This window comes from Parabacteroides sp. AM17-47 (genome assembly GCF_003434625.1).
Lineage (GTDB): Bacteria > Bacteroidota > Bacteroidia > Bacteroidales > Tannerellaceae > Parabacteroides > Parabacteroides distasonis.
The window spans coordinates 155782-177710 of sequence record NZ_QTLI01000006.1 but is presented as its reverse complement, the minus strand read 5'-3'; the positions used below and the strand labels follow the sequence as shown (position 1 = coordinate 177710).

The window sequence follows — 21929 nt, the reverse complement described above, 5'->3', positions numbered from 1 at the left end:
AAGATGCAAAAATTCATCAAATATTTCCTGAAAAACAAAGCGGTTACATGGCTCCTGCTAGTCCTGATCTTGGCAGGGGGGCTGTTCTCTTACGCAAAGATGGGAAAACTGGAAGATGCCCCGTTTACGATCAAGCAAGCCTTGGTACTTACCCCTTATCCCGGCGCCTCCCCCTCGGAAGTTCAGTCCCAAGTGACGGATGTGCTGGAAGAAGCCATTCAATCCTTAGGCGAGTTATACTATCTGAAGACAGAGAACCGGGCTGGACTTTCCAAAATCACGGTCTACGTGAAAAAGGAAATCCGGGCTGATGAGATGCAGCAGTTATGGGATAAACTACGCCGGAAGGTAAACGACGTACAAAGCAAATTACCTTCCGGAGCGGGAACCTCCATCGTCAATGATGATTTTGGCGATGTATTGGGTGTTTTCTACGGATTGACCGGAGAATCTTATACCTACCGGGAACTGGAGGATCAAGCCAAACTGATCAAAGACGATTTACTGAAAGTAAAAGACGTGGCAAAGGTAGAGATCTACGGCATACAAACTCCCGTAATCGATATCCGGATAAACCCCACGATCTTATCCAATCGGGGTATTACGACAGCTGATATCAAACGGGCGTTCGACGGACAGAATAAAGTGGTAGACGCCGGGAGTATTCGCAACGGGGAGACTCGCATACGTATCGAATCCACCGGTAATTTTTACTCCTTGGATGATATCCGTAACCTTACGATCGTATCTCATTCCGGCGAGCATTTCCGGCTAGGCGATATCGCCCGTATCGAAGAGGGTTACCAGACTCCGCCCCAAAACTTCATGCGCATCAATAACAAGCAAGCGGTCGGTATCGCTATCTCTACCATACCGACCGGGAACGTGGTCGATATGGCCAAAGCCGTGAAAAAGCGTATTCAATCATTTTCGGAGACCATGCCCAAGGGTTTTGAGCTCACCTCCATATACGACCAAGGATATGAGTCCGCCGTGGCCAACCAAGGATTTATCTTGAACTTGATCATCTCCGTCGTGACCGTAGTAGCGATCTTATTGTTCTTTATCGGTTTCAAAAACGGCCTTTTGATCGGTAGCGGATTGGTTTTCTCTATCTTCGCCACTTTAATTGTCATGTTCGCCAACGGGATCGCCTTGCAACGAATGTCTCTTGCCGCTATCATCATCGCGATGGGTATGTTGGTAGATAACGCCATCGTAGTATCGGACTCTGCCTTGGTAAATATGCAACGAGGCATGCGCAAACGTATTGCGATCATGAGGGCTTGCTCATCCACCGCCCTGCCTCTACTGGCGGCTACGGCTATCGCGATCCTCACGTTCTTGCCCATTTACTATTCACCGCATATCACGGGCGAATTACTTTCATCCTTAGTGATCGTGATCGGAGTATCCTTGATGTTCAGCTGGGTGTTCGCACTTACGCAAACCCCATTCTTCATCCAAGAGTTTGTACGGCGCCCCAGACCGGACGAGTTAACAGGGGAATTATTCTCTGGAAAATACTATGATTATTTTCGGTCTTCCCTACGCCTTGTCATCAAATACCGATACGCTACAGTAGGTAGCTTATCCGTTCTATTGGTTATCTCCGCATGGAGTTTCCAGTTTATCCCGAAAGTGTTCGTGCCTTCGCTCGATAAGCAGTATTTCACTTTAGATATGTGGCTACCGGAAGGTACAGCCATCGAGGAAACCGATCGATACGCTACTGATATGGCCGAATCCATCCAAGAATATTCGCAGACGGAAATGGTTTCCTCTTATATCGGACGGACACCGCCCCGTTATTATCTATCGAACGTTAGCTTCGGTCCCCAACCAAACTATGCCCAATTATTGGTAAAATGTAAGACATCCGGAGAGGCCCGGGAATTGCATGCCTTGCTACAAGACTCAATTCGCTTAAAATATCCGGAACCGCTCATCAAGGTGAACAAGTTTGAGTTAAGCCCGCTTACGGAAGCCTTGATAGAAGCCCGTTTCCTCGGGCCGGACCCGGCGGTATTGGACTCTTTGGCTGGAGTCGCTATCGACATTATGCGAAGGAACCCGAAAGTAGCCGATGCCCGGAATGAATGGGGTAATATGACCTATATGATACGCCCGGTATATGATCCGGTAAAAGCCGGTTCCTTAGGTATCACCAAGGCCAATTTGATGGAATCCGTCAAATCCATCGAGGAAGGTACGGTTATCGGGATTTACCGGGATGAGGAAAAGAAAGTCCCGGTCTTATTGAAATCGGAGACGAGCGGAATCAATGATCCCCATTCATTAGGCGATTTCTCGGTCTGGAATGGAGAGAAATCCGCTCCTTTGTCGCAAGTAACCCAACAAGTAACCTCTACATGGGAATATCCGCAGATCAAAACCTACAACCGACAATTGTCTATGGCAGCGATGTGTGGCGTGAAAAACGGTTACACCATGTCTGAGGTACATGGTGAGATTCGGGAAGAGATCGAGAAAATGAACCTGCCCCAAGGATATAGCTTCTTCTGGGATTCACAATATAAAGACCAGACAGAGGGATTACAAGCCCTTGTCAAATTCTTTCCGTTGGCATTCTTGATGTTGGTTGTTATATTGGTCGCTTTATTCTCCAATTTCCGTCAACCGATAATCATCCTTTGCGTGCTCCCTCTCTCCTTAATCGGGGTAGCGATCGGTATGTTACTTACCGGGTTCGATTTCGGCTTTTTCCCGATCGCCGGATGGTTGGGACTCTTGGGTATGATTATCAAAAACGTAATCGTATTATTAGACGAGATTAACACGCAACGTCGTAACGGTATCTCTCCATACGACTCGATCATAGAGGCAACCATCTCAAGGACTCGCCCGGTCTTGATGGCAGCCACCACGACTATTCTAGGAATGGTGCCTTTACTTTTAGACGTAGCGTTCGGTGGAATGGCGGCGACTATTATCTTCGGACTCACCTTCGCCACCTTACTTACGTTATTCGTAACCCCGACGTTATACGCATTGTTTTACCGGATTCATTCACCTCACAAATAAACGATAAAAATGGACAAAGTATATATTATCAGCGGTCTCTTATCCTTCCTATCCTTCCCGTTAATCGCACAAAACAGCGATTATCAAGCGCAATATAGGGAAAAAGTCTTGGAATACAACCAAGACTTGAAAGCAGCGGGATACAACGAGGCCATGAAACAGGAAATGATCAAATCGGCCCGTGCGGATTTCAAACCGAAACTCTCGGCGGGAGGTAATTTCAATTATACCGGTAATCCGCTAGAATTATCGATTGATTTGCCATCTATGAGTTCCCCCCTTTATTTTCAAGGTAAAGATCTGAAATATGGGGCGACTCTCTCCCTATCACAACCGATTTATACCGGAGGCGGCATTCGTGCCAACTACCAAAAAGCACGGAAGGAAAAAGAGTTGGCATCCAATGAATCCAATCGTATAAAAAGCAATACCCTACACGACGCCGATATCTACTATTGGAATGCGGTAGCCCAACACGAGCTGGTTTTCGTGGCACAGGCATTTCGTACATCTATACAGCAACTAGTGGATGTCGTACACCACCGGGTAGAAGTCGAATATATCGATCGAAACGATCTTCTTATGGCAGAGGTAAAACTAAACGACGCAGATTTCCAGTTATTGCAAACTCGTGATAACGCCGAGATCGCACGTTTAGCCCTTAATTCTTTCGCTGGTGTAAACCCGAGCGATACCTTGCCGATCGATCATTCCGTAATCGCCCTCAAACAATTTATCCCTTTATCGGATGCGATAGATAACGCGATAACCAGCAGGCCGGAATACCGGATCGCCCAAAACAAGATCGAGTTACAGGAATCATCCCGGAAAATAGCAGATGCCCGTTTCTTACCCCAATTCCATATTGGAGTAGATGGAAGTTATTCCTCACCGGGCTATAACTTCAAATCCGACCTAGATCCGAACTATGCGATCTACGCCAAGCTCAGTATCCCGCTCTTCGAATGGGGAAAACGTAAGAGTACCCGCAACGCTTCCTCGTACGCCATCAATATGGCTCAACAGAATCTCAGCAAGGCGCAAGATAAGATCCGGCTGGAAATACAAACCGCCCATTACAACTATAAGCAAGCTATCGATAAAGTCAAACTAACCGAGAGCTCATTATCAAAAGCATCCGAAAGTGAACAAATGGCCATGGAGCGTTATAAGGAGGGGAATGTTTCCATCGTCGAGGTTATCAACGCTCAACTATATCATCAGCAAGCTCAGGTTAATTATATACAATCCAAACTAAACGCACAGATGGCGAAGACGGATTTCGAACGGGCAATTTATTATCTTCGCGAAAAAGAATAGGTCATGAAAGAAATATCATACGGGAAATCGGCATGTATCCTTTTGTTTTCGGCATTAGGGGTCTTTTCCTATTTCTTGCTGTTATATCATACGGAGCTACAAGAGCGCATCCCCGATATAAAAATTTCATTGATCGCTTTGTCCATCACGATAGCGGTATTCAACCTGTTCGGTTTCAGTTTACTGGTCAGCAGTAATTGGATGGCTACCAATTACCCATTGTATTATATCGATAAGAGCCGGATGTTATGGCATTATCTGCTGGTAGCGATCCTATTGCTACTTATGAATTGTACCCTGTTTATCTCGTTGAAATGGATCACAAGCATTGGCGATCCTTTCGTGATCCGGGCAAAAGGGGCCGGTTTAGTAATAGCCGTCTGGTTCGTGGAGATGATCATTTTCAGCCTTCTCTTGATTAATTATTCGATGCGTTATACATTGAATTTATATAAGGAGAAACAAAGATTGGAAGCAGAATCTATACAAGCTAAATATACCGCTCTCCAAAGCCAGCTAAATCCTCATTTCCTGTTTAATAGCTTGAATACATTGATAGCGGAGATAGAGTATGATCCATCTACGGCGGTCAAGTTTACGCAGCATCTATCCGAGGTATACCGTTACGTGCTCCGCCAGCAACAGTGCCAGATCGTCTCTTTAAAAGAGGAGCTTGATTTTCTGGATTCTTATATATTCCTCCATCAAGTCCGGCTGGGAGATTGTTTGTCGTTGGAACGCGATCTTCCCGACAACGTCATTGACCATCAATTGCCCCCACTGACACTGCAACTGCTAGCCGAGAATGTCGTGAAACATAATTATATCGACGATTTTAACCCGATGACCATACGAGTATATACTGAAAAGAACGGTCGATATCTATGCGTCAGCAATACATTACGACCTAAAAAAGTCTCAAACGCATCCGGTAAAGGATTAAAGAATTTGTCGGAGCGTTATCAATTACTATGTAAGCAGGATATCCAAATCCGTAAAAATGATCACCAATTCACCGTATCAATCCCACTTATTTATGAATAATATTCAAGTAGCCATTATCGAAGATGAGAAACCGGCCGCCCGGTTACTGGAAGGTATGATAAAGAAATTACGCCCGCAATGGGATATCATCAAGATACCCGGAAGCATCGAATCATCCGTGGCTTGGTTCGCTTCCCATCCGCATCCGGATATCGTTTTTCTGGATATCCAGTTGTCGGATGGAAATTCTTTTTTATTTATAGAACAGGCTTGTCCTACAAGTCTCATTATCTTTACGACCGCTTACGATGAATATGCAGTCCGGGCCTTTACGGTAAACAGTATTGATTATCTACTCAAACCGATACGACAAGAGAGATTGGAGGAAGCCATCCAAAAATTCGAGCATGTCACGTCTAAGTACAACCAGAAGCTCTTAGAGCAAAATGATTTATTGGAAGTACTCCATTCCCTCACGTATCCCGGCAAGAAATACAGGACCCGTTTCCTTATTTCCGGCAACGAGAAACTGATCACTTTACAGGTGGAGGATATCGCCTACTTTTATTCATTAAACAAGATCACCTTCGCTGTCACACGCCAAAACAAGGAGTACATAATCGATTTCCCGCTGGATAAACTCATGGAACAATTAGATCCCGATAAATTTTTCCGGACGAACCGGCAGACGATCATAAATATCGAATCCATCGTGAAAATAGAGCCCTATTTTCAGAATAAGGTCATTGTCCACATAAAGCCGGAACATAAAGAGAAAATATTGGTCAGCAAAGAAAAATGGGCCTCTTTCAAGCTATGGTTGAATTATTAGACCTTTCGCCCATTGCTATAATACCGTTCTTTTCTATCGTCCCGATCCTTCTTATTCTTTTTAGGTTTGGGCTTATCCGGTTTCGCTGGTTTCCGATAGTCATGACGATGATTGTCACGATCCCAATGTCTATCTGAGTCATGCCGGTCGTCTCTCCAATGATTGTCATGGTGAATGGTACCCCAGCGGTAATTCCAATAGTTATCCTCATAGCGACGGCAGTCATGGGACGGGCGGCGATCCGGATATCTCGGATTTGCATACCATCCCCGATAATCATGGATACGTTGCGGATGCTCCCTTACAAAACGGACATATAGATTGAACTGGGCTGGAGTCAATATACGTTGGACCTTACGATCCCTTTCCATGCGCAAATCGTAAATACGACGAGCTGCCCGGTCCCAATACCGATAGTCACGGCGGGCCTCCTTCTCTATTTTCTGTCCGTACTTATGGATGATCTTATGGTATTCCGCTGCTTGGCGAGCGGGCAAATGCATCGCTTGCTCCATCCAAAGACAATTTTGACAATGCGGTTCATTCCACCCAAAACTGATCCAAAACTGGCTGTAAGCGGGTAAACTGCACAATATAGCCAACACACATAGTAAGCTGAATCGTTTCATGTCTTTTCAATTTTAAGTTAATAATAAAGCGAATCGTTTGTTCTTTTATCTAAGACTGCCCTACTTCAGAAAGGTTTAATCCTTGATACCCAACAAATCTTTCGCATTGGCAAGAGAAGCCTCTGTTAACGAGGCTCCGCTCAACATACGGGCCACCTCGTTCACACGTTCCTCCCCCTCTAATTGCTTGATACGGGTCAGCGTACGGTCTTTGGTATCCTTCTTATAAACAAAATAATGAGCTTGCCCCTTCGCCGCTATCTGAGGTAAGTGAGTGATAGCGAAAACTTGCATCTTTGTTCCGAGTTCTTGCATGATATCCCCCATTTTATCGGCGATATCACCCGATACCCCCGTATCTACCTCATCAAAGATAATAGTAGGTAAAGCGGTGAACCCGGCAATCATAGCCTTAATGCAGAGCATCAACCGGGAGATCTCACCTCCGGAAGCGGTTTGGGCTACCGGCTGCAATTCCGCGCTCTTATTGGCGGAGAACATAAATCGGATATCGTCCATTCCATCGCTCTCCGGCTCTTTGCGAGGAAGGATGTCCACACGGAAACGGGTATTCGGCATCCCCAACGGAATAATCATCTTGACCAATTGCGAGGCCATCGCCGTGGAAGCGACTTTACGCTGCTCGCTAAGCACTGAGGCCTGTTGAAGCAACTCTTTATACGAGGCATCCAATTGACTTTCTAACAAACCGATTTGCTCATCGAAAGAATCGATCGCACGCAATTGCTCTTGGTATTGATCCCGTATAGCGATCAATTCATTCACGGTGGAGACACGGTGTTTTTGCTGGAGCGTATAAAGGGTATTCAAGCGTTCATTCACCCATTCCAATCGTTCCGGGTTGAACTCTACATCTTCCTTTAAAACGTCTGTCTCGGAAGCCAGATCATTCAAGTCGATATAAGCCGAGCGGATTCGCTCGGAGATCTCCTTGGCTTTCGGGAAATATCTTTCTAAGGAATCCACGGTGGAAAGGGCTTCCTTGAGTATTTGGATGGCTCCTTGCTCCTCGCCGTCCAAGAGTTCGGTTACCTTATATAAAGAACTTTTGATCTCCTCCGCATGCGAGAGAGTTTCTTGCTCTTGCTCCAACTCATCCTGCTCATCCGGTTGAAGGTTGGCTTCGTCCAATTGTTCCAATTGAAAACGGATATAGTCTTCCTCCTGCTTGCTTTGAGCCGCTTTGTCCCTCAAATCTTTCAGTTCCCTTCGCAACGCCTGATAACGGGTAAATTCCTTCTTATAAAGAATGAGCAAGATCTCATTTTCGGCCATTACATCGATCACTTTCAGCTGGAAACGGTTATCGCCCAACAATAGGTTCTGATGCTGCGAATGGATATCGATCAAGCGGCTTCCCAACTCTTTTAAGATCGTAAGGGAAACCGGAGAATCATTGACGAAGGCACGGGATTTGCCGGAGGCATAAAGCTCCCGACGCAAGATACAGCTATCCGCATCGTACTCAAGATCGTTACTTAGGAAGAAAGGCTCCAACTGATATTTTGAGACATCAAATACGGCCTCGATCACACATTTATCCGAACCTTTCTTTATACTCTTGCCATCCGCACGTTGTCCCAGCACCAATGACAAGGCTCCTAATATAATAGATTTTCCCGCTCCGGTCTCACCCGTTATCACCGAGAAGCCTTTATCAAAGCGGATATCCAAATTGTCTATCAAGACAAAGTTCTGTATAAATAAGGATTTCAACATAACTATTTTACCTTACTGGTTTTTGAAGCTCTTCCAAGCGAGTGGATTGTGCCGGATAGATCTCGAACAGCATCTTATAGCCCTCTTGTCGCTCTTGTGTGGTCGCTTTCGAATAAATCGCGATAATCTCATCTAATTTAGCGTCGGCGAACATTTGTAGGAGCACAGAGGTAGGCCGGGCTTTCTTTACTTCCTGCAAGGCGGGAAGCGCACTAATGATCGTCGTACGTCCACGATCCGGATTTGCCGCCATTTCATCGAGTCCTTTCCGGTGATACGTGTACCACATTTCTCGGAAAGCCTCGGATGCGTTATCTTGCAAAGCCGTCGCTACGGCATGGCGGTTCTGGCTGCTATCAAAAGCTTTCCAGCCCGTCCACGACATCTCGGACTGGGCCATGTTCACGATTTGCTGGGCTTGTTGTATATAGGTAGTTCCACCTTTCGGGGCGAAACTATCGAAATCAAGCCCCAAGATCACATAGACGTAAAACACGATAGTGGCCGTAAGATTGCTGGTCAGCGTATTTGAGTTATAGTCCAATGGCTCGCCCTCCGTATATTCAAAATCCAACTGTTGGTCCCGGAAATTCAAAAGAGTGGTCGTATAACTGGAATTATAGACCGGACGGCGGGCTTGTATCTGGATCTCGCTCTTGAAGTTCGTCTCATCCAATTCATTCACGATAATCGTCATCGTACAATCGATCTTCTCATTGACGGCAAACGTGGCATCCGTCCATTTCCGGTTATTCACGAACTCAGTCAAGGAGTTCTGCAAGGTCGTGAAGATTTGCTTGTTAGCGGTCGCAATTTTGTCTCCGTTCACCGTGATACGGGCGTTCAACTCTTGTGCCTTCCCACAAAAAGGAGCGGCGCAAAGCATGAATAGATAAAACAGTCTTCTTACTTTTCTCATTTCAATAATGTTACCAACTTATTTACGATATCACAGGCTACCTCCCGCTTCGTTTTGAGCGGATAGCTCGTTACTCCTCCGGCATTGTCGATAATCGTGATCTTATTGGTATCGCAACGGAAACCGGCACCTTGGTCTCGTAAAGAATTCAAAACGATGAAATCGAGATTCTTCCGCTTCAGTTTACCTTCGGCATGAGTGGCCTCGTCGTTCGTCTCCAGGGCGAACCCCACCATGACCTGTCCTTCCCGCTTGATCGCACCCAAAGAGGCGGCGATATCCGGGTTCGGAACCAAATGAAGCGTCATCTCTCCCTCTGTTTCCCGTTTGATCTTCTGCTCGGAAGCATTCTCCGGACGGTAATCGGCGACAGCGGCACATAATATGGCAGCATCGCTACTCGGGAATGCGGTCATCGCCGCTTGGTACATTTCCCCGGCAGACTCAACATCGATTCGTTTAATAGCCGGATGATGTGTTTTTAAAGAGACCGGACCAGCGACCAAAGTCACCTCCGCCCCTCTCTCCGCACAAGCTTCCGCTAAAGCGAACCCCATCTTACCGGAAGAGTAATTACCTATAAAACGTACGGGATCTATCTTTTCATATGTCGGACCTGCTGTTATTAAGATCTTTTTTTTTTCAAGATCTTTTTGAGCGAAAAAGAAGTCTTCCAAAACCTCGATAATCTTATCGGGTTCTTCCATCCGGCCTTTACCAACCAAATGGCTCGCCAATTCCCCCTCGGCAGGTTCGATAATCCGGTTACCGAATGAACGCAAGCGCTCCAGATTCTGTTGGGTACTCGGATGAGCGAACATATCCAAATCCATGGCCGGAGCCACGAATACAGGGGATTTGCAAGAAAGATAAGTAGTTATCAGCATATTATCGGCGATTCCGTTCGCCATCTTACCGATCGTGGAAGCGGTAGCCGGAGCAATCAACATGGCATCCGCCCAAAGCCCCAGATCCACATGGCTATTCCATGTACCATCCCTATTGGAAAAAAACTCGCTGATTACAGGGTGGCTACTCAACGTCGATAACGTAAGCGGAGTGATAAACTCTTTTCCCGCCGGCGTGATAACCACTTGTACCTCGGCTCCTTTTTTCACCAATCCCCGGATGATATAAGCGGCTTTGTATGCGGCTATACTCCCCGTAATCCCTAATATAATATGTTTATCTTTCAATGTCATATATCGAATCAATTTATCTTTGCCAGTAGAGACGTAGCACATTGCGTCTCTACAACCTCAACAAAAGAATCTCTTTGGCTACTTTTGAGTTTATATTGCCATATTCGCCAAGTTTCCATCCCATTCGATCGATAGGTTCCACCAAAGCATCCAAGTCGGACTCCTTGATCCCATAGTCGGAAAGACGGGTCTTTAATCCCATGAAATGGAAAAAATCTTCCGTAGCCTCTATTGACTTTTGCGCCTTTTCATCGGCAGATCCTTCGGTAATACCAAATACGACTTCTCCCATCCGGATCAGTTTCGCCGCTTTCTCCTTACGCATATAGGTCATGACACCCGGCAAGATAACCGCCAAAGTCTGGGCATGATCCAAGCCGAACTGCGCCGTCAATGCATATCCCATACGGTGTGAGGACCAGTCTTGGGGTACTCCTTGGCCAATCCAACAGTTCAAGGCATTCGTAGCCGCCCACATCAAATTAGCACGAATATCATAATCATTCGGGTTTTGCAAGACCTTGCGGCCTTCTTCCACGATTGTCTTCATCAATCCTTCGGCAAAATAATCTTGAACCTTAGCGTTCACCGGATAAGTCAGGTATTGCTCGACCACATGGATAAACGAGTCAACGACACCGTTAGCCACCTGTCGCTCTGGTAAAGAATAAGTTACCTGCGGATCTAAGATAGCGAACTTAGGGAACACCAACGGAGACATGAAATTCAATTTCTCATGGACAGATTCCCGGGAAATTACCGCCCGTTCATTCATTTCCGAACCGGTAGCGGCCAAAGTCAGCACTACTCCTAAAGGAAGCGCCTTCTTTATTACGCCACCTTTCGATAAGATATCCCAAGGATCTCCCTCGAAAAACGTAGCCGAAGCGATAAATTTCGTAGCGTCGATCACTGATCCGCCGCCTACCGCCAGCAAGAAATCGATATTCTCCCCCTTCACCAACTCAACAGCCTTCATACAAGTCTCATAACGGGGATTCGCCTCAATACCACCAAACTCATAGGTATGGAAGTCTTTCAAAGCTGCCGTCACCTGCTCATAAATGCCATTTTTCTTAATGCTACCGCCACCGTATACCACCAGAACCTTACTTCCTTCTGGAATTAACGCAGACAAACGGGCAATACTTCCTTTGCCGAACACAACCTTTACAGGATTGCAAAACTCAAAATTATTCATCGCCTTATTTTGAATTAAAGTCTCTCAAACGGATCTCTGTCAACATTTTCTTCGTATTCAACGGGAAATCGCCATTCATGATCCAAGAATAATAACCCGGATCCGACTTCAAGATCTCCGTTACCAAACGGCCTTTATACTTACCGAAGTTAATAACCTCCTCGCCTTTATCGTTGTAAACCATACGTCCGGCGAAATCCACATTATTCGAGTAGCAGGAATATTGGGAAAGGAAAGCAACGTCATTCTTCAAATCCGGATAGCGATCCAGCTGCGCTTTCAACACCTCATATGTAGCCAACGTATCAGCCTCAGCCGTATGAGCGTTCTCCAAGCTTTTATTGCAATAGAATTTATAAGCGGCAGATAACGTACGTTGCTCCATCTTATGGAAAATCGTCTGTACATCGATAAATTTGCGCCGGTTCAAATCGATATCCACACCCGCACGCAGAAACTCCTCGGCAAGCATGGGTATATCAAAACGGTTGGAATTATATCCGGCCAAATCACAACCCTCGATCTGGGTTGCCAAAGATTTAGCGATCTCCTTAAAGGTCGGACAATCTTTTACATCTTCATCGGTTATGCCATGAATAGCGGTAGATTCGGGGGGAATAGGCATACCGGGATTTATCCGGCGTGTCTTCGTTTCTTCTTTCCCATTTGGGAAGACCTTCACGTAGGAAATCTCTACGATACGGTCCTTTACGATATTTATACCCGTGGTCTCTAAATCAAAAAAGACCAGCGGGTTCCTTAAGTTTAACTGCATTATTTATTTATTAGTCATTCAACATCATCGGCATCAGCAACATGAGCAAGTCCTCGTCCTCATCATTCTCAGAAGGAACGATCAAGCCGGCACGTGAAGGGTCCGCTAATTCTAATACAACCTCTTCCGAGCTGATATTTCCAAGGATCTCGATCAGATATGTAGCCTTAAAACCGATGCTTAACTCCGTCCCGTCAAACTGACAAACAATACGCTCTTCCGCAGAAGTGGAGAAATCGATATCTTGGGCGGAAACCGTAATCAAGCTATCCTTCAAGTGCAACTTCACCAAGCTGCTCGCCGGATTAGAAAAGACAGAAACACGCTTTAAAGCATTCAAGAAAGAGATACGATCGATCGTTACCTTAAACGGGTTTTCTTGAGGAATCACACTATTATAGTTCGGGTAACGCCCCTCGATCAAACGACAAACCATCTCGAAGTTCGTGCAAGTAATATACGCATTGTTATCATCAAACTTAATCAATACTTGCTCCGACTCCTTCGCCAACAAATTCTTCAATAAATTAGCCGGCTTCTTCGGCAAAATGAAAGAAGCCCGTTCCGGGGATTTCACCGCCAAGTTACGCAAGCGAACCAATTTATGTCCGTCTGATGCCACGAACGTCAAATCATCCGTATGGATATCGAAATAGACACCATTCATTACAGGGCGAAGCTCATCATCGGCCGTGGCGAACAAGGAACGACTGATGCCGTTTAACAGCATCTGGGCATCCATCGAGATAGAGATAGCGTTATCATTCAACGGCTTCTGCTGCGGATATGTGTCCCCTTTCTGACCGATAAAATTATACTTACCATTCTGGAAATGAATGAAAATCTCCAAATTCTCATCATTGATATCAAAAGTAAGCGGTTGTTCGGGAAGCTCTTTCAGCGGATCGAGCAGTATCTTGGCGGAAACCGCAAAGAGTCCGGCACCTTGGGCATTCATGACGTCTACGGAAGTCACCAACCGGGTCTCGGCATCGGAAGCTGTCACCGTAAGCGTATTTCCTTCTAGGTTAAAAAGGAAGCTGTCCAGAATCGGTAAAGAGTTCTTGGAAGCGATAACCTTGCTTATAGACTGTAAACGTGATAATAGCGCAGTGCTGGATACATCGAATCTCATAGCTTTAATATTTTATCTTGTTATATTATTATTTCACACAAACTACCATTTGGATGGGAAGAGACACGGCATGCCCCATCTCTACAAATTAACCCAACAAAATTAAGAAAATATTTTATTTGTAACCAACTATACTTTCAAAAGTTTAGGGTACAAAAAAAGCTTCCCTCCGCTTTATCGGAGAGAAGCCTCTTATATTCTTTATTATTCGCTACTTAATTATTTAGCGAAATAATCTTTTACTGCTTCGTTAGGGATCATTTCTTCTTGGAAGATGTATGCACCTGTTTTCGGAGACTTAACCATTTTAATCACTTTGGAATAAGTACGACCGTCACCTTTCTTAAATGTTGCAACTGCTTTTTTTGCCATCGTTTAAAATCTCCTATTACTTAATTTCTTTGTGTAACGTCATCTTCTTCAAAACCGGATTGTATTTCATCAATTCCAATCTCTGAGTAGTATTCTTTCTATTCTTCGTAGTGATATAGCGAGACATACCCGGCATTCCACTTTCCTTGTGCTCTGTACACTCAAGGATTACCTGTACTCTATTTCCTTTTGCTTTTTTTGCCATTTTCTATATCCTCCACAAATTATGCGTTCAAATAACCTTTTTCAGCCGCCATCTTGATAGCCGCATCCAAACCTAACTTATTGATTGTACGTAAGCCAGCCGCAGATATATTCAAGCTAACCCAGCAATCCTGCTCTACCCAGTAGAACTTCTTCGTAAACAGGTTGACATTGAACTTACGTTTCGTTCTTCTCTTTGAGTGAGAAACGTTGTTTCCAACCATTGCTCTCTTTCCAGTAATTTGACAAATTTTAGACATTTCTAATCTGTTCTTTTAAATTATACGAAATTTAAGTCAACTCCTGCTATGTGTCTTCCCTTTCTGAACTAGCATCATGAACAAAAACGAAGATTCTAATAGAGTCTTATCTTTACAGGGTGCAAAGGTAAGAATTATTTTGATTTATCCGCAAGAATTCTCAAATATTTTTTCCTCAACAAATCATGTCTTAAATTAGTTATAGGTATATAACAACATAACATGATATTCATTATGGCAAGAAGTTTTAAAGAAGCGATCCAGCATCGCCGGACACATTATGGAATAGGTAACAACTCTCCCATTTCCGACAACGAGATTCATGAGATTATTAAGACAGCGGTCACTCACGTTCCCTCCGCATTCAATTCGCAGTCTACGAGAATCGTACTGCTACAGGGTGAAAGCCACAAGAAGCTTTGGGAAATCGTAAAAGACACGCTTCGTAAAATCGTCCCCGCCGAAGCCTATAAGGCTACCGAGGCAAAGATAGATAATTCTTTCGAGGCTGGCTATGGCACGGTCCTCTTTTTCGAGGATACAGCGGTAGTAGAAGGCTTACAGAAGCAATTTCCTTCTTATAAAGAGAATTTCCCGGTATGGTCCCAACAGACATCGGCTATGCATCAATTCGCGGTATGGACTATGCTGGAAGACGCCGGCTTCGGCGCTTCTTTGCAACATTACAACCCGTTGATCGACGAGGCGGTCGCTAAACAATGGCATATCAATCCGAACTGGAAACTGATCGCCGAGATGCCGTTCGGAACCTCTACCCAGGAACCGGGAGAAAAACAATTCGCTCCATTAGAGGAACGAATTTTAGTATTCAAATAATTATAATAATGTATATGGAATATGACATAGCAATCATAGGCGGTGGACCTGCGGGTTACACCGCCGCCGAAAGGGCTTCGGAGAATGGATTAAAAACTATCCTTTTCGAGAAGAACGCTATCGGTGGCGTCTGCCTAAACGAGGGATGTATCCCGACAAAAACTCTTTTATACTCCGCCAAGATACTAGACAGTATCAAAAGTGCCTCCAAATATGGTATAGTGGCGATGAAAGACCCAAGTTTCGACTTGGCAAAGATTATCGACCGGAAGAACAAGACCGTCCGTAAACTTACGCTCGGGGTAAAAGCCCGGCTTACGGGTAACGGCGTCACCATCGTAGAAGGAGAGGCACGAATCACCGGAGAGGAGTTTGGAAATATACGGATTCACTGCGATGGAAAAGAGTATTTAGTGAAGAATGTGTTAGTATGCACAGGCTCTGAAACCGTGATCCCTCCTATCAAAGGGTTATCAGAGGTCAAGTATTGGACTTCCCGGGAAGCCCTTGATCTCAACGATTTGCCAAAATCGTTAGCGATTATCGGTGGTGGCGTGATCGGAATGGAGTTCGCCTCATTCTTTAACAGTATGGGCGTAAAGGTGAAGGTAATCGAGATGCTACCCGAGATATTAGGGAATATGGATAAAGAAACCTCAGCGATGCTTCGATCCGAGTATAAGAAAAAAGGCGTAGAGTTTTTCTTGAATACCAAAGTTACAGAGGTATCGGCAGAGAAAGTCTTTGTTGAGAAAAACGGCAAGGCAGACACGATTGAAGCCGATAAAATATTGGTGAGCGTGGGCCGCCGTCCGATTACAAAGAGTCTGGGACTAGAAAATCTAGCGATCGAAATACAAGGGGCCGGTGTAAAGGTAAACGAACATATGCTGACTTCCCATCCACATGTATATGCGGCTGGAGATATTACCGGTTTTTCCCTGCTGGCACATACGGCTTACCGGGAAGCGGAAGTTGCCATACACCATATCCTAGGCATACCGGACGAGATGAGCTATAAAGCCATTCCGGCGGTAGTTTATACGAATCCGGAATTGGCGAGCGTGGGTAAGACAGAAGAGGAATTGATAGCGAACGGGGAAAGTTTTCGTGTTCAAAAGATCCCGATGACCTATTCCGGACGTTTCGTCGCAGAGAACGAGAATGGTAATGGTTTATGTAAACTGATCACGGACGACGAGGATCGTATCATCGGTTGCCATCTACTAGGGAATCCGGCATCCGAGATTATCGTCACCGCCGGAATCGCTGTCGAGAATGGTTATACAGTCGATGAATTTAAGAAAAATATTTTCCCGCATCCGACAGTCAGTGAAATCCTCCACGAAAGTTTATATATCTAATAAAACGCCTAACTAAAACAGTTTCCTGATGCTTTGCATTCACAATACACAAACGGATCCATACTTCAATTTGGCCGCCGAAGAGTATCTGCTCAAGAATTTCAAAGAGAATATTTTCATGCTTTGGCAGAATGAACCATCAATCGTGATCGGTAAGCATCAGGATGTATGGGCCGAGGTAAATCTCAAATTCGTACAAGACCAACAAATCAAGATAGCGCGCAGGTTTTCCGGTGGTGGTGCCGTTTACCATGATCCGGGAAACCTGAATCTTACATTTATAGAGACCGGCCAGATTATGCAGACCGACAAATATACCATCCAGATCATGAATTTTCTCAAGACATTGGGAGTACATGTCGAGGTGGATGAACGGAAAGGATTAACTATCGGAGGATTTAAAATATCGGGTAGCGCACAGAGTATCCATAAGAATCGGTATATGCACCATGCTACCTTATTGTTTTCCACCGATCTGGATAGGCTCGTCACCTCCTTGAAAAGTACATCCCGTCAAGCACCAGAGAAAACAGGAGGTAAACGATCGACATTCGTTAAATCTGTACGGAGTCCGGTCACGAATATCAGCGCCCATCTTCCGGCTTCTATCTCCATCCAGCATTTTAAGAAAGCGCTTCTTTACTATTTCACGATCAATAATCCCGGCATTCAAGATTATTATTTCACGCAAGCAGACTTGGAAGCCATCTATCGGCTTAAAGAGCAGAAATATGCTACAGCCAGCTGGAACTTTAACACTTATACACTATAATACAGAAACTTACCTTCTTGATCTTTGTTCTTATTATATACCGTTTGTAGAGACGGGGCACGCCCCGTCTCCCACTATATAACAGTAATTAAAAAATCAAAATATGGCTACATTTGAGATAAAGATGCCTAAGTTGGGCGAAAGTATTACAGAAGGAACCATCATCTCATGGTCGGTAAAGGTAGGTGATACCGTAGAGGAAGATGATGTCCTTTTCGAAGTAAGCACAGCGAAAGTAAGCGCTGAGATTCCATCCCCCGTTGAGGGAAAAGTAAAACAACTTCTTTTTAATGAGGGAGACACCGTAGCGGTCGGTACAGTCGTAGCGATCCTTGAGATCGAAGGTGAAGGAGAGGATAACGGAGTTCAGCCGGAAACCTCGGAGGCTACTCAACCGAAAGAACAAGTCCCCGCTCCCGTCCCAGAGGAATTATCAAAGAATTCCCAAGAGGAAGATCGTTGGTATTCTCCCGTCGTATTGCAATTAGCGAAAGCTGCCGGTGTGTCGCAAGATGAACTGGATCATATTCCGGGTACCGGATATCTGGGACGTCTCAGTAAGAAAGATATTCAAACGTATATCGATCACAAAAATAAAGGTACGGAAATGCCGAAGCCGAAACAGGCTCCTGTTTCTTCCATGCAGCAAACGGCTACGAGCACGCCAACAATTACGGTAGCGCCGCCGACCGCTCCTTCCATGCCTATGACAGCGGCCACTCCATCCGCTCCACTCGCTCAAGGAGACGAGGTGAGAGAAATGGATCGTGTACGTAAGATCATTGCGGACCATATGGTATTATCGAAAAAAGTATCTCCGCATGTGACGTCGGTTATCGAGGTAGACGTGACCCGACTGGTTAACTGGCGTAAAAAAGTGAAGGATCAATTCTTCAAGCAAGAAGGCATCAACCTAACTTATATGCCGGCTATTACCGAAGCGACCGCCAAAGCGTTGAAAGCCTATCCATTAGTAAATTCATCCGTGGACGGTTACAATATCATCCTAAAGAAGCCTATTAATATAGGTATAGCGGTTTCCTTAAACGACGGAAATTTAATTGTCCCGGTTATACACGATGCCGATAAGCTGAACCTAAGTGGCCTCGCCTCACAAATAGATACCTTGGCGGCTAAAGCCCGTGAGAATAAGCTCGCCCCGGATAGCATCCAAGGCGGAACGTTCACGATTACGAATTTCGGAACCTTCAAGAGTCTGTTCGGCACCCCGATCATCAATCAGCCTCAAGTAGCGATCCTAGCCGTCGGTTATATCGAGAAGAAGCCTGCGGTAGTAGAGACGCCCGAGGGAGATACGATCGCTATCCGTCACAAGATGTACCTCTCACTCTCCTACGATCATCGTATCGTGGACGGAGCTTTGGCGGGAGCCTTTTTACGTTCCATCGCCGACGAACTAGAGAATTGGAACGCTTAATACATTATATATAATAGAACAACATGAAAAAGTATGATATAAAAACAACAGATAAGGAGACTCTCAGGAAATGGTTTTACCTTATGACGCTCGGAAGGGCGATCGATGAGAAGGCTCCCTCCTATTTATTGCAATCTCTCGGCTGGTCTTATCATGCCCCGTATGCCGGGCACGACGGGATACAACTCGCCATGGGACAAGTATTCGATAAGGATACGGACTTTCTCTTCCCCTATTACCGGGATATGTTGACGGTTCTCTCGGCGGGAATGACTGCCGAGGAGATCATCCTGAACGGTATCTCCAAGGCGACCGATCTGACCAGTGGCGGCCGCCACATGTCTAACCACTTCTCTAAGATGGAATGGCATATCGAGAACGTTTCTTCCGCTACGGCGACTCACGATCTCCATGCCGCCGGCGTGGCACGGGCGATGGTTTACTATGGACAGAAAGGCGTAGCGATTACCTCGCACGGTGAATCGGCCGCTTCCGAAGGCTATGTGTATGAGGCAATCAATGGCGCCAGCAATGAGCGACTGCCGGTTATCTTTGTCTTCCAAGACAATGGATATGGTATCTCTGTCCCCAAAAAGGACCAGACGGCCAATCGTAAAGTTGCCGATAACTTCTCTGGCTTCAAGAATTTACGTATTATCCATTGCAATGGAAAAGACGTGTTCGATTCCATGAATGCCATGACCGAGGCCAAAGAGTACGCGATCGCTAACCGGACTCCCGTGATCGTTCAGGCCAATTGCGTACGGATAGGCTCCCACTCAAACTCCGATAAACATACCTTGTATCGTGATGAGAACGAGCTTACCTATGTAAAATCCGCCGATCCTTTATACAAATTCCATCGCATGCTGATTCGTTACGGACGTTTCACCGAGGAAGAATTGAAAGAGATCGCGGATCTAGCGGCTAAAGACCTGAAAGCCGCCAATCGGAAAGCGATGGCTGCCCCCGATCCCGATCCGTCTACCGTCAAGGATTACGTCCTTCCGGAACCTTATCAACCTCAGAAATACAAAGAAGGTGTTCAAAACGAGGAAGGAGAGAAAGAAACGCTAGTTACGGCGATCAACAAGACGTTGAAAGCGGAGTTCCGGCACAACCCGGATACGTTTATCTGGGGACAGGATGTAGCCAATAAAGAAAAGGGTGGCGTATTCAACATCACGAAAGGCATGCAGCAAGAATTCGGTATCGAGCGAGTCTTCAACGCCCCTATCGCCGAGGATTATATCGTAGGGACAGCGAACGGTATGTGCCGCTTTGACCCGAAGATCCATGTAGTGATCGAGGGCGCGGAATTCGCCGATTACTTCTGGCCGGCCGTCGAGCAATACGTGGAATGTACGCATGAGTATTGGCGCAGCAACGGGCAATTTACCCCAAACATCACTTTGCGCCTAGCCTCCGGAGGCTATATCGGAGGAGGACTTTATCATTCCCAGACCATCGAGGGCGCATTGACCTCACTGCCCGGTGCCCGGATTGTTTATCCCTCTTTCGCGGATGATGCCGCCGGGCTGTTGCGGACGAGCATGCGTTCTAAAGGCTTTACGCTCTATCTGGAACCGAAAGCGCTCTACAACGCGGTAGAAGCCTCCACCTTTGTCCCCGAGGATTTCGAGGTTCCGTTCGGGAAAGCCCGCATACGCCGTCCGGGAAAAGATCTGACAATCATCACTTATGGCAATACGACCCATCTTTGCCTCAACGTAGCCGAGCTTCTTTACAAAGAAAAAGGCTGGGAACTGGAGGTTATCGATCTTCGTACCTTGATACCATTGGATAAAGAGGCCATCTTCAACTCGGTGAAGAAAACCAGTAAAGTATTGATCGTACATGAGGACAAGGTCTTCTCTGGCTTCGGAGCGGAAATTGCCGGCATCATCGGCTCGGAACTATTCCAGTACTTGGATGCTCCGATCCAACGGGTAGGTTCCCTATTCACTCCGGTTGGTTTCCATCCGGTCTTGGAACGGGCCATCCTCCCCAACGAGGAGACCATCTATCATGCGGCAAAAGAACTGCTGCTTTATTAGATCCACATTCGTTAAATCTTTAAAAGCATCACAATGAAAACAGGATTATTTTACGGAACGGGCACAGAGAAAACAACCTTTGTCGCCAATAAAATAAGAAAAGCTTTCGGGGAGGATCAGATCGATATCATCCCTATTGAAAGCGCATGGAAAAGAGATTTCGAGGCTTACGACCATATAATCGCAGGAACCTCTACTTGGTTCGATGGCGAGCTTCCCACCTATTGGGACGAGATCATCCCGGAACTGGTCACTTTAGACCTTAAAAATAAGAAGGTCGCTATTTTCGGTCTTGGAGATCAAACGAATTATCCGGATAATTTCGCCGATGGAGTCGGCATATTGGCGGACGCTTTCACCTCCTGTGGAGCGACTTTAGTAGGCGAGACCTCTTCGGATGATTATTTCTTTAATGCCTCCAAAGCCTTGAAAAATGGCAAACTACTAGGCTTAGTCCTCGATTTGGAAAACCAACCGGATCAAACCGACAAACGAATCGAGCGATGGGTGAAACAATTGAAGGAGGCGTTTGGATAAAGAAGAATGCATCTTAAACTCGTAAACGAGAACTAAACAGAAAGCGTAACGAATCACTCCACGGGTTTGTTACGCCTTCATTCTATACACCTGTCTTTCATGCACATACTGTGCCAACATCTGCCATCGCCTTGGCACAGCTGTGCCACGCTGATGGCATACCCGTGCCATAGTGATGGCAAGCCCGTGCCACGCCGATGGCAAAGCTGTGCCACCTAGATGGCAAACATACTTTATTAGCGAGACGCTAATTAGTTAAACATTTGACTAATCCGAGAAAAAACGCTATCTTCGCGCCCAGCAAGT

The 21929-nt window shown here is 45.7% G+C and carries 20 protein-coding genes; 10 read left to right on the top strand and 10 right to left on the bottom strand.

Going from position 1 to position 21929, the window contains the following annotated elements:
• The first annotated feature begins 3 nt into the window (after positions 1-3).
• From DW205_RS06335 to DW205_RS06320, 4 genes are read left to right on the top strand one after another with little or no spacing between them, the layout of a single operon-like run.
• The gene (locus DW205_RS06335) at positions 4-3045 is read left to right on the top strand and encodes an efflux RND transporter permease subunit (RefSeq protein WP_005862909.1); all 3042 of its coding nucleotides are present in this window, start codon (positions 4-6) and stop codon (positions 3043-3045) included.
• Positions 3046-3054: 9 nt separating this feature from the next.
• The gene (locus DW205_RS06330; RefSeq protein WP_005862911.1) at positions 3055-4365 is read left to right on the top strand and encodes a TolC family protein; all 1311 of its coding nucleotides are present in this window, start codon (positions 3055-3057) and stop codon (positions 4363-4365) included.
• A 3-nt stretch (positions 4366-4368) separates the two neighbouring features.
• Entirely contained in the window at positions 4369-5409 is a 1041-nt protein-coding gene (locus tag DW205_RS06325) for a sensor histidine kinase (protein ID WP_005862913.1), read from the top strand.
• A complete protein-coding gene (locus DW205_RS06320; protein WP_008778407.1) occupies positions 5402-6181 on the top strand; it encodes a LytTR family DNA-binding domain-containing protein in 780 nt (259 codons plus the stop codon). The genes DW205_RS06325 and DW205_RS06320 overlap by 8 nt, the downstream gene beginning before the upstream one ends.
• Here the strand turns inward: DW205_RS06320 and DW205_RS06315 are convergent.
• The 10 genes from DW205_RS06315 to rpmB all read right to left on the bottom strand — a co-directional run bounded on the left by DW205_RS06315 (position 6178) and on the right by rpmB (position 14618).
• A complete protein-coding gene (locus DW205_RS06315; protein ID WP_005862917.1) occupies positions 6178-6810 on the bottom strand; it encodes a hypothetical protein in 633 nt (210 codons plus the stop codon). The genes DW205_RS06320 and DW205_RS06315 overlap by 4 nt on opposite strands.
• Positions 6811-6885: 75 nt before the next feature.
• Positions 6886-8550, bottom strand: coding sequence for a DNA repair protein RecN (gene recN / locus DW205_RS06310; RefSeq protein WP_005862919.1), 1665 nt, complete (start codon positions 8548-8550; stop codon positions 6886-6888).
• 7 nt (positions 8551-8557) lie between these two features.
• Positions 8558-9469, bottom strand: a complete 912-nt coding sequence (locus DW205_RS06305; protein ID WP_005862921.1) for a DUF4835 family protein — start codon at positions 9467-9469, stop codon at positions 8558-8560.
• Positions 9466-10671, bottom strand: coding sequence for a bifunctional phosphopantothenoylcysteine decarboxylase/phosphopantothenate--cysteine ligase CoaBC (gene coaBC / locus DW205_RS06300; protein ID WP_005862923.1), 1206 nt, complete (start codon positions 10669-10671; stop codon positions 9466-9468). Before coaBC ends, DW205_RS06305 begins: the two co-directional genes overlap by 4 nt.
• A 49-nt stretch (positions 10672-10720) precedes the next feature.
• A complete protein-coding gene (locus tag DW205_RS06295; protein ID WP_005862944.1) occupies positions 10721-11872 on the bottom strand; it encodes an iron-containing alcohol dehydrogenase in 1152 nt (383 codons plus the stop codon).
• Between the two features lie 4 nt (positions 11873-11876).
• The gene (locus DW205_RS06290) at positions 11877-12647 is read right to left on the bottom strand and encodes a 3'-5' exonuclease (protein WP_005857624.1); all 771 of its coding nucleotides are present in this window, start codon (positions 12645-12647) and stop codon (positions 11877-11879) included.
• Positions 12648-12657: 10 nt separating this feature from the next.
• Positions 12658-13782 (bottom strand): DNA polymerase III subunit beta, encoded by a 1125-nt coding sequence (gene dnaN / locus DW205_RS06285; RefSeq protein ID WP_005857626.1) that lies wholly within the window; start codon positions 13780-13782, stop codon positions 12658-12660.
• A 219-nt stretch (positions 13783-14001) separates the two neighbouring features.
• Complete coding sequence (locus DW205_RS06280; protein WP_005638125.1) at positions 14002-14154, bottom strand: DUF4295 domain-containing protein; 153 nt, start codon at positions 14152-14154, stop codon at positions 14002-14004.
• Between the two features lie 16 nt (positions 14155-14170).
• Positions 14171-14359 (bottom strand): 50S ribosomal protein L33, encoded by a 189-nt coding sequence (rpmG, locus tag DW205_RS06275; protein ID WP_005857628.1) that lies wholly within the window; start codon positions 14357-14359, stop codon positions 14171-14173.
• 19 nt (positions 14360-14378) lie between these two features.
• On the bottom strand, positions 14379-14618 hold the full coding sequence (gene rpmB / locus DW205_RS06270) for a 50S ribosomal protein L28 (RefSeq protein WP_005857630.1): 240 nt from the start codon (positions 14616-14618) through the stop codon (positions 14379-14381).
• Between the two features lie 234 nt (positions 14619-14852).
• Here rpmB and DW205_RS06265 point away from each other — a divergent pair, with 234 nt between their 5' ends.
• The 6 genes from DW205_RS06265 to DW205_RS06240 all read left to right on the top strand — a co-directional run bounded on the left by DW205_RS06265 (position 14853) and on the right by DW205_RS06240 (position 21623).
• Complete coding sequence (locus tag DW205_RS06265) at positions 14853-15455, top strand: nitroreductase family protein (RefSeq protein ID WP_005862947.1); 603 nt, start codon at positions 14853-14855, stop codon at positions 15453-15455.
• A 14-nt stretch (positions 15456-15469) separates the two neighbouring features.
• Positions 15470-16819, top strand: coding sequence for a dihydrolipoyl dehydrogenase (gene lpdA, locus DW205_RS06260; protein ID WP_005862949.1), 1350 nt, complete (start codon positions 15470-15472; stop codon positions 16817-16819).
• A 28-nt stretch (positions 16820-16847) separates the two neighbouring features.
• Positions 16848-17591 carry a lipoate--protein ligase family protein gene (locus DW205_RS06255; protein ID WP_005862951.1) on the top strand — a complete coding sequence of 248 codons (744 nt, stop codon included), beginning with the start codon at positions 16848-16850 and terminating at the stop codon, positions 17589-17591.
• A gap of 103 nt (positions 17592-17694) precedes the next feature.
• Positions 17695-19029 (top strand): dihydrolipoamide acetyltransferase family protein, encoded by a 1335-nt coding sequence (locus DW205_RS06250; protein WP_005862953.1) that lies wholly within the window; start codon positions 17695-17697, stop codon positions 19027-19029.
• Positions 19030-19052: 23 nt separating this feature from the next.
• Positions 19053-21086 (top strand): thiamine pyrophosphate-dependent enzyme, encoded by a 2034-nt coding sequence (locus DW205_RS06245; RefSeq protein ID WP_005862955.1) that lies wholly within the window; start codon positions 19053-19055, stop codon positions 21084-21086.
• 33 nt (positions 21087-21119) lie between these two features.
• Positions 21120-21623 (top strand): flavodoxin, encoded by a 504-nt coding sequence (locus DW205_RS06240; RefSeq protein WP_005857641.1) that lies wholly within the window; start codon positions 21120-21122, stop codon positions 21621-21623.
• Positions 21624-21929: the final 306 nt, after the last annotated feature.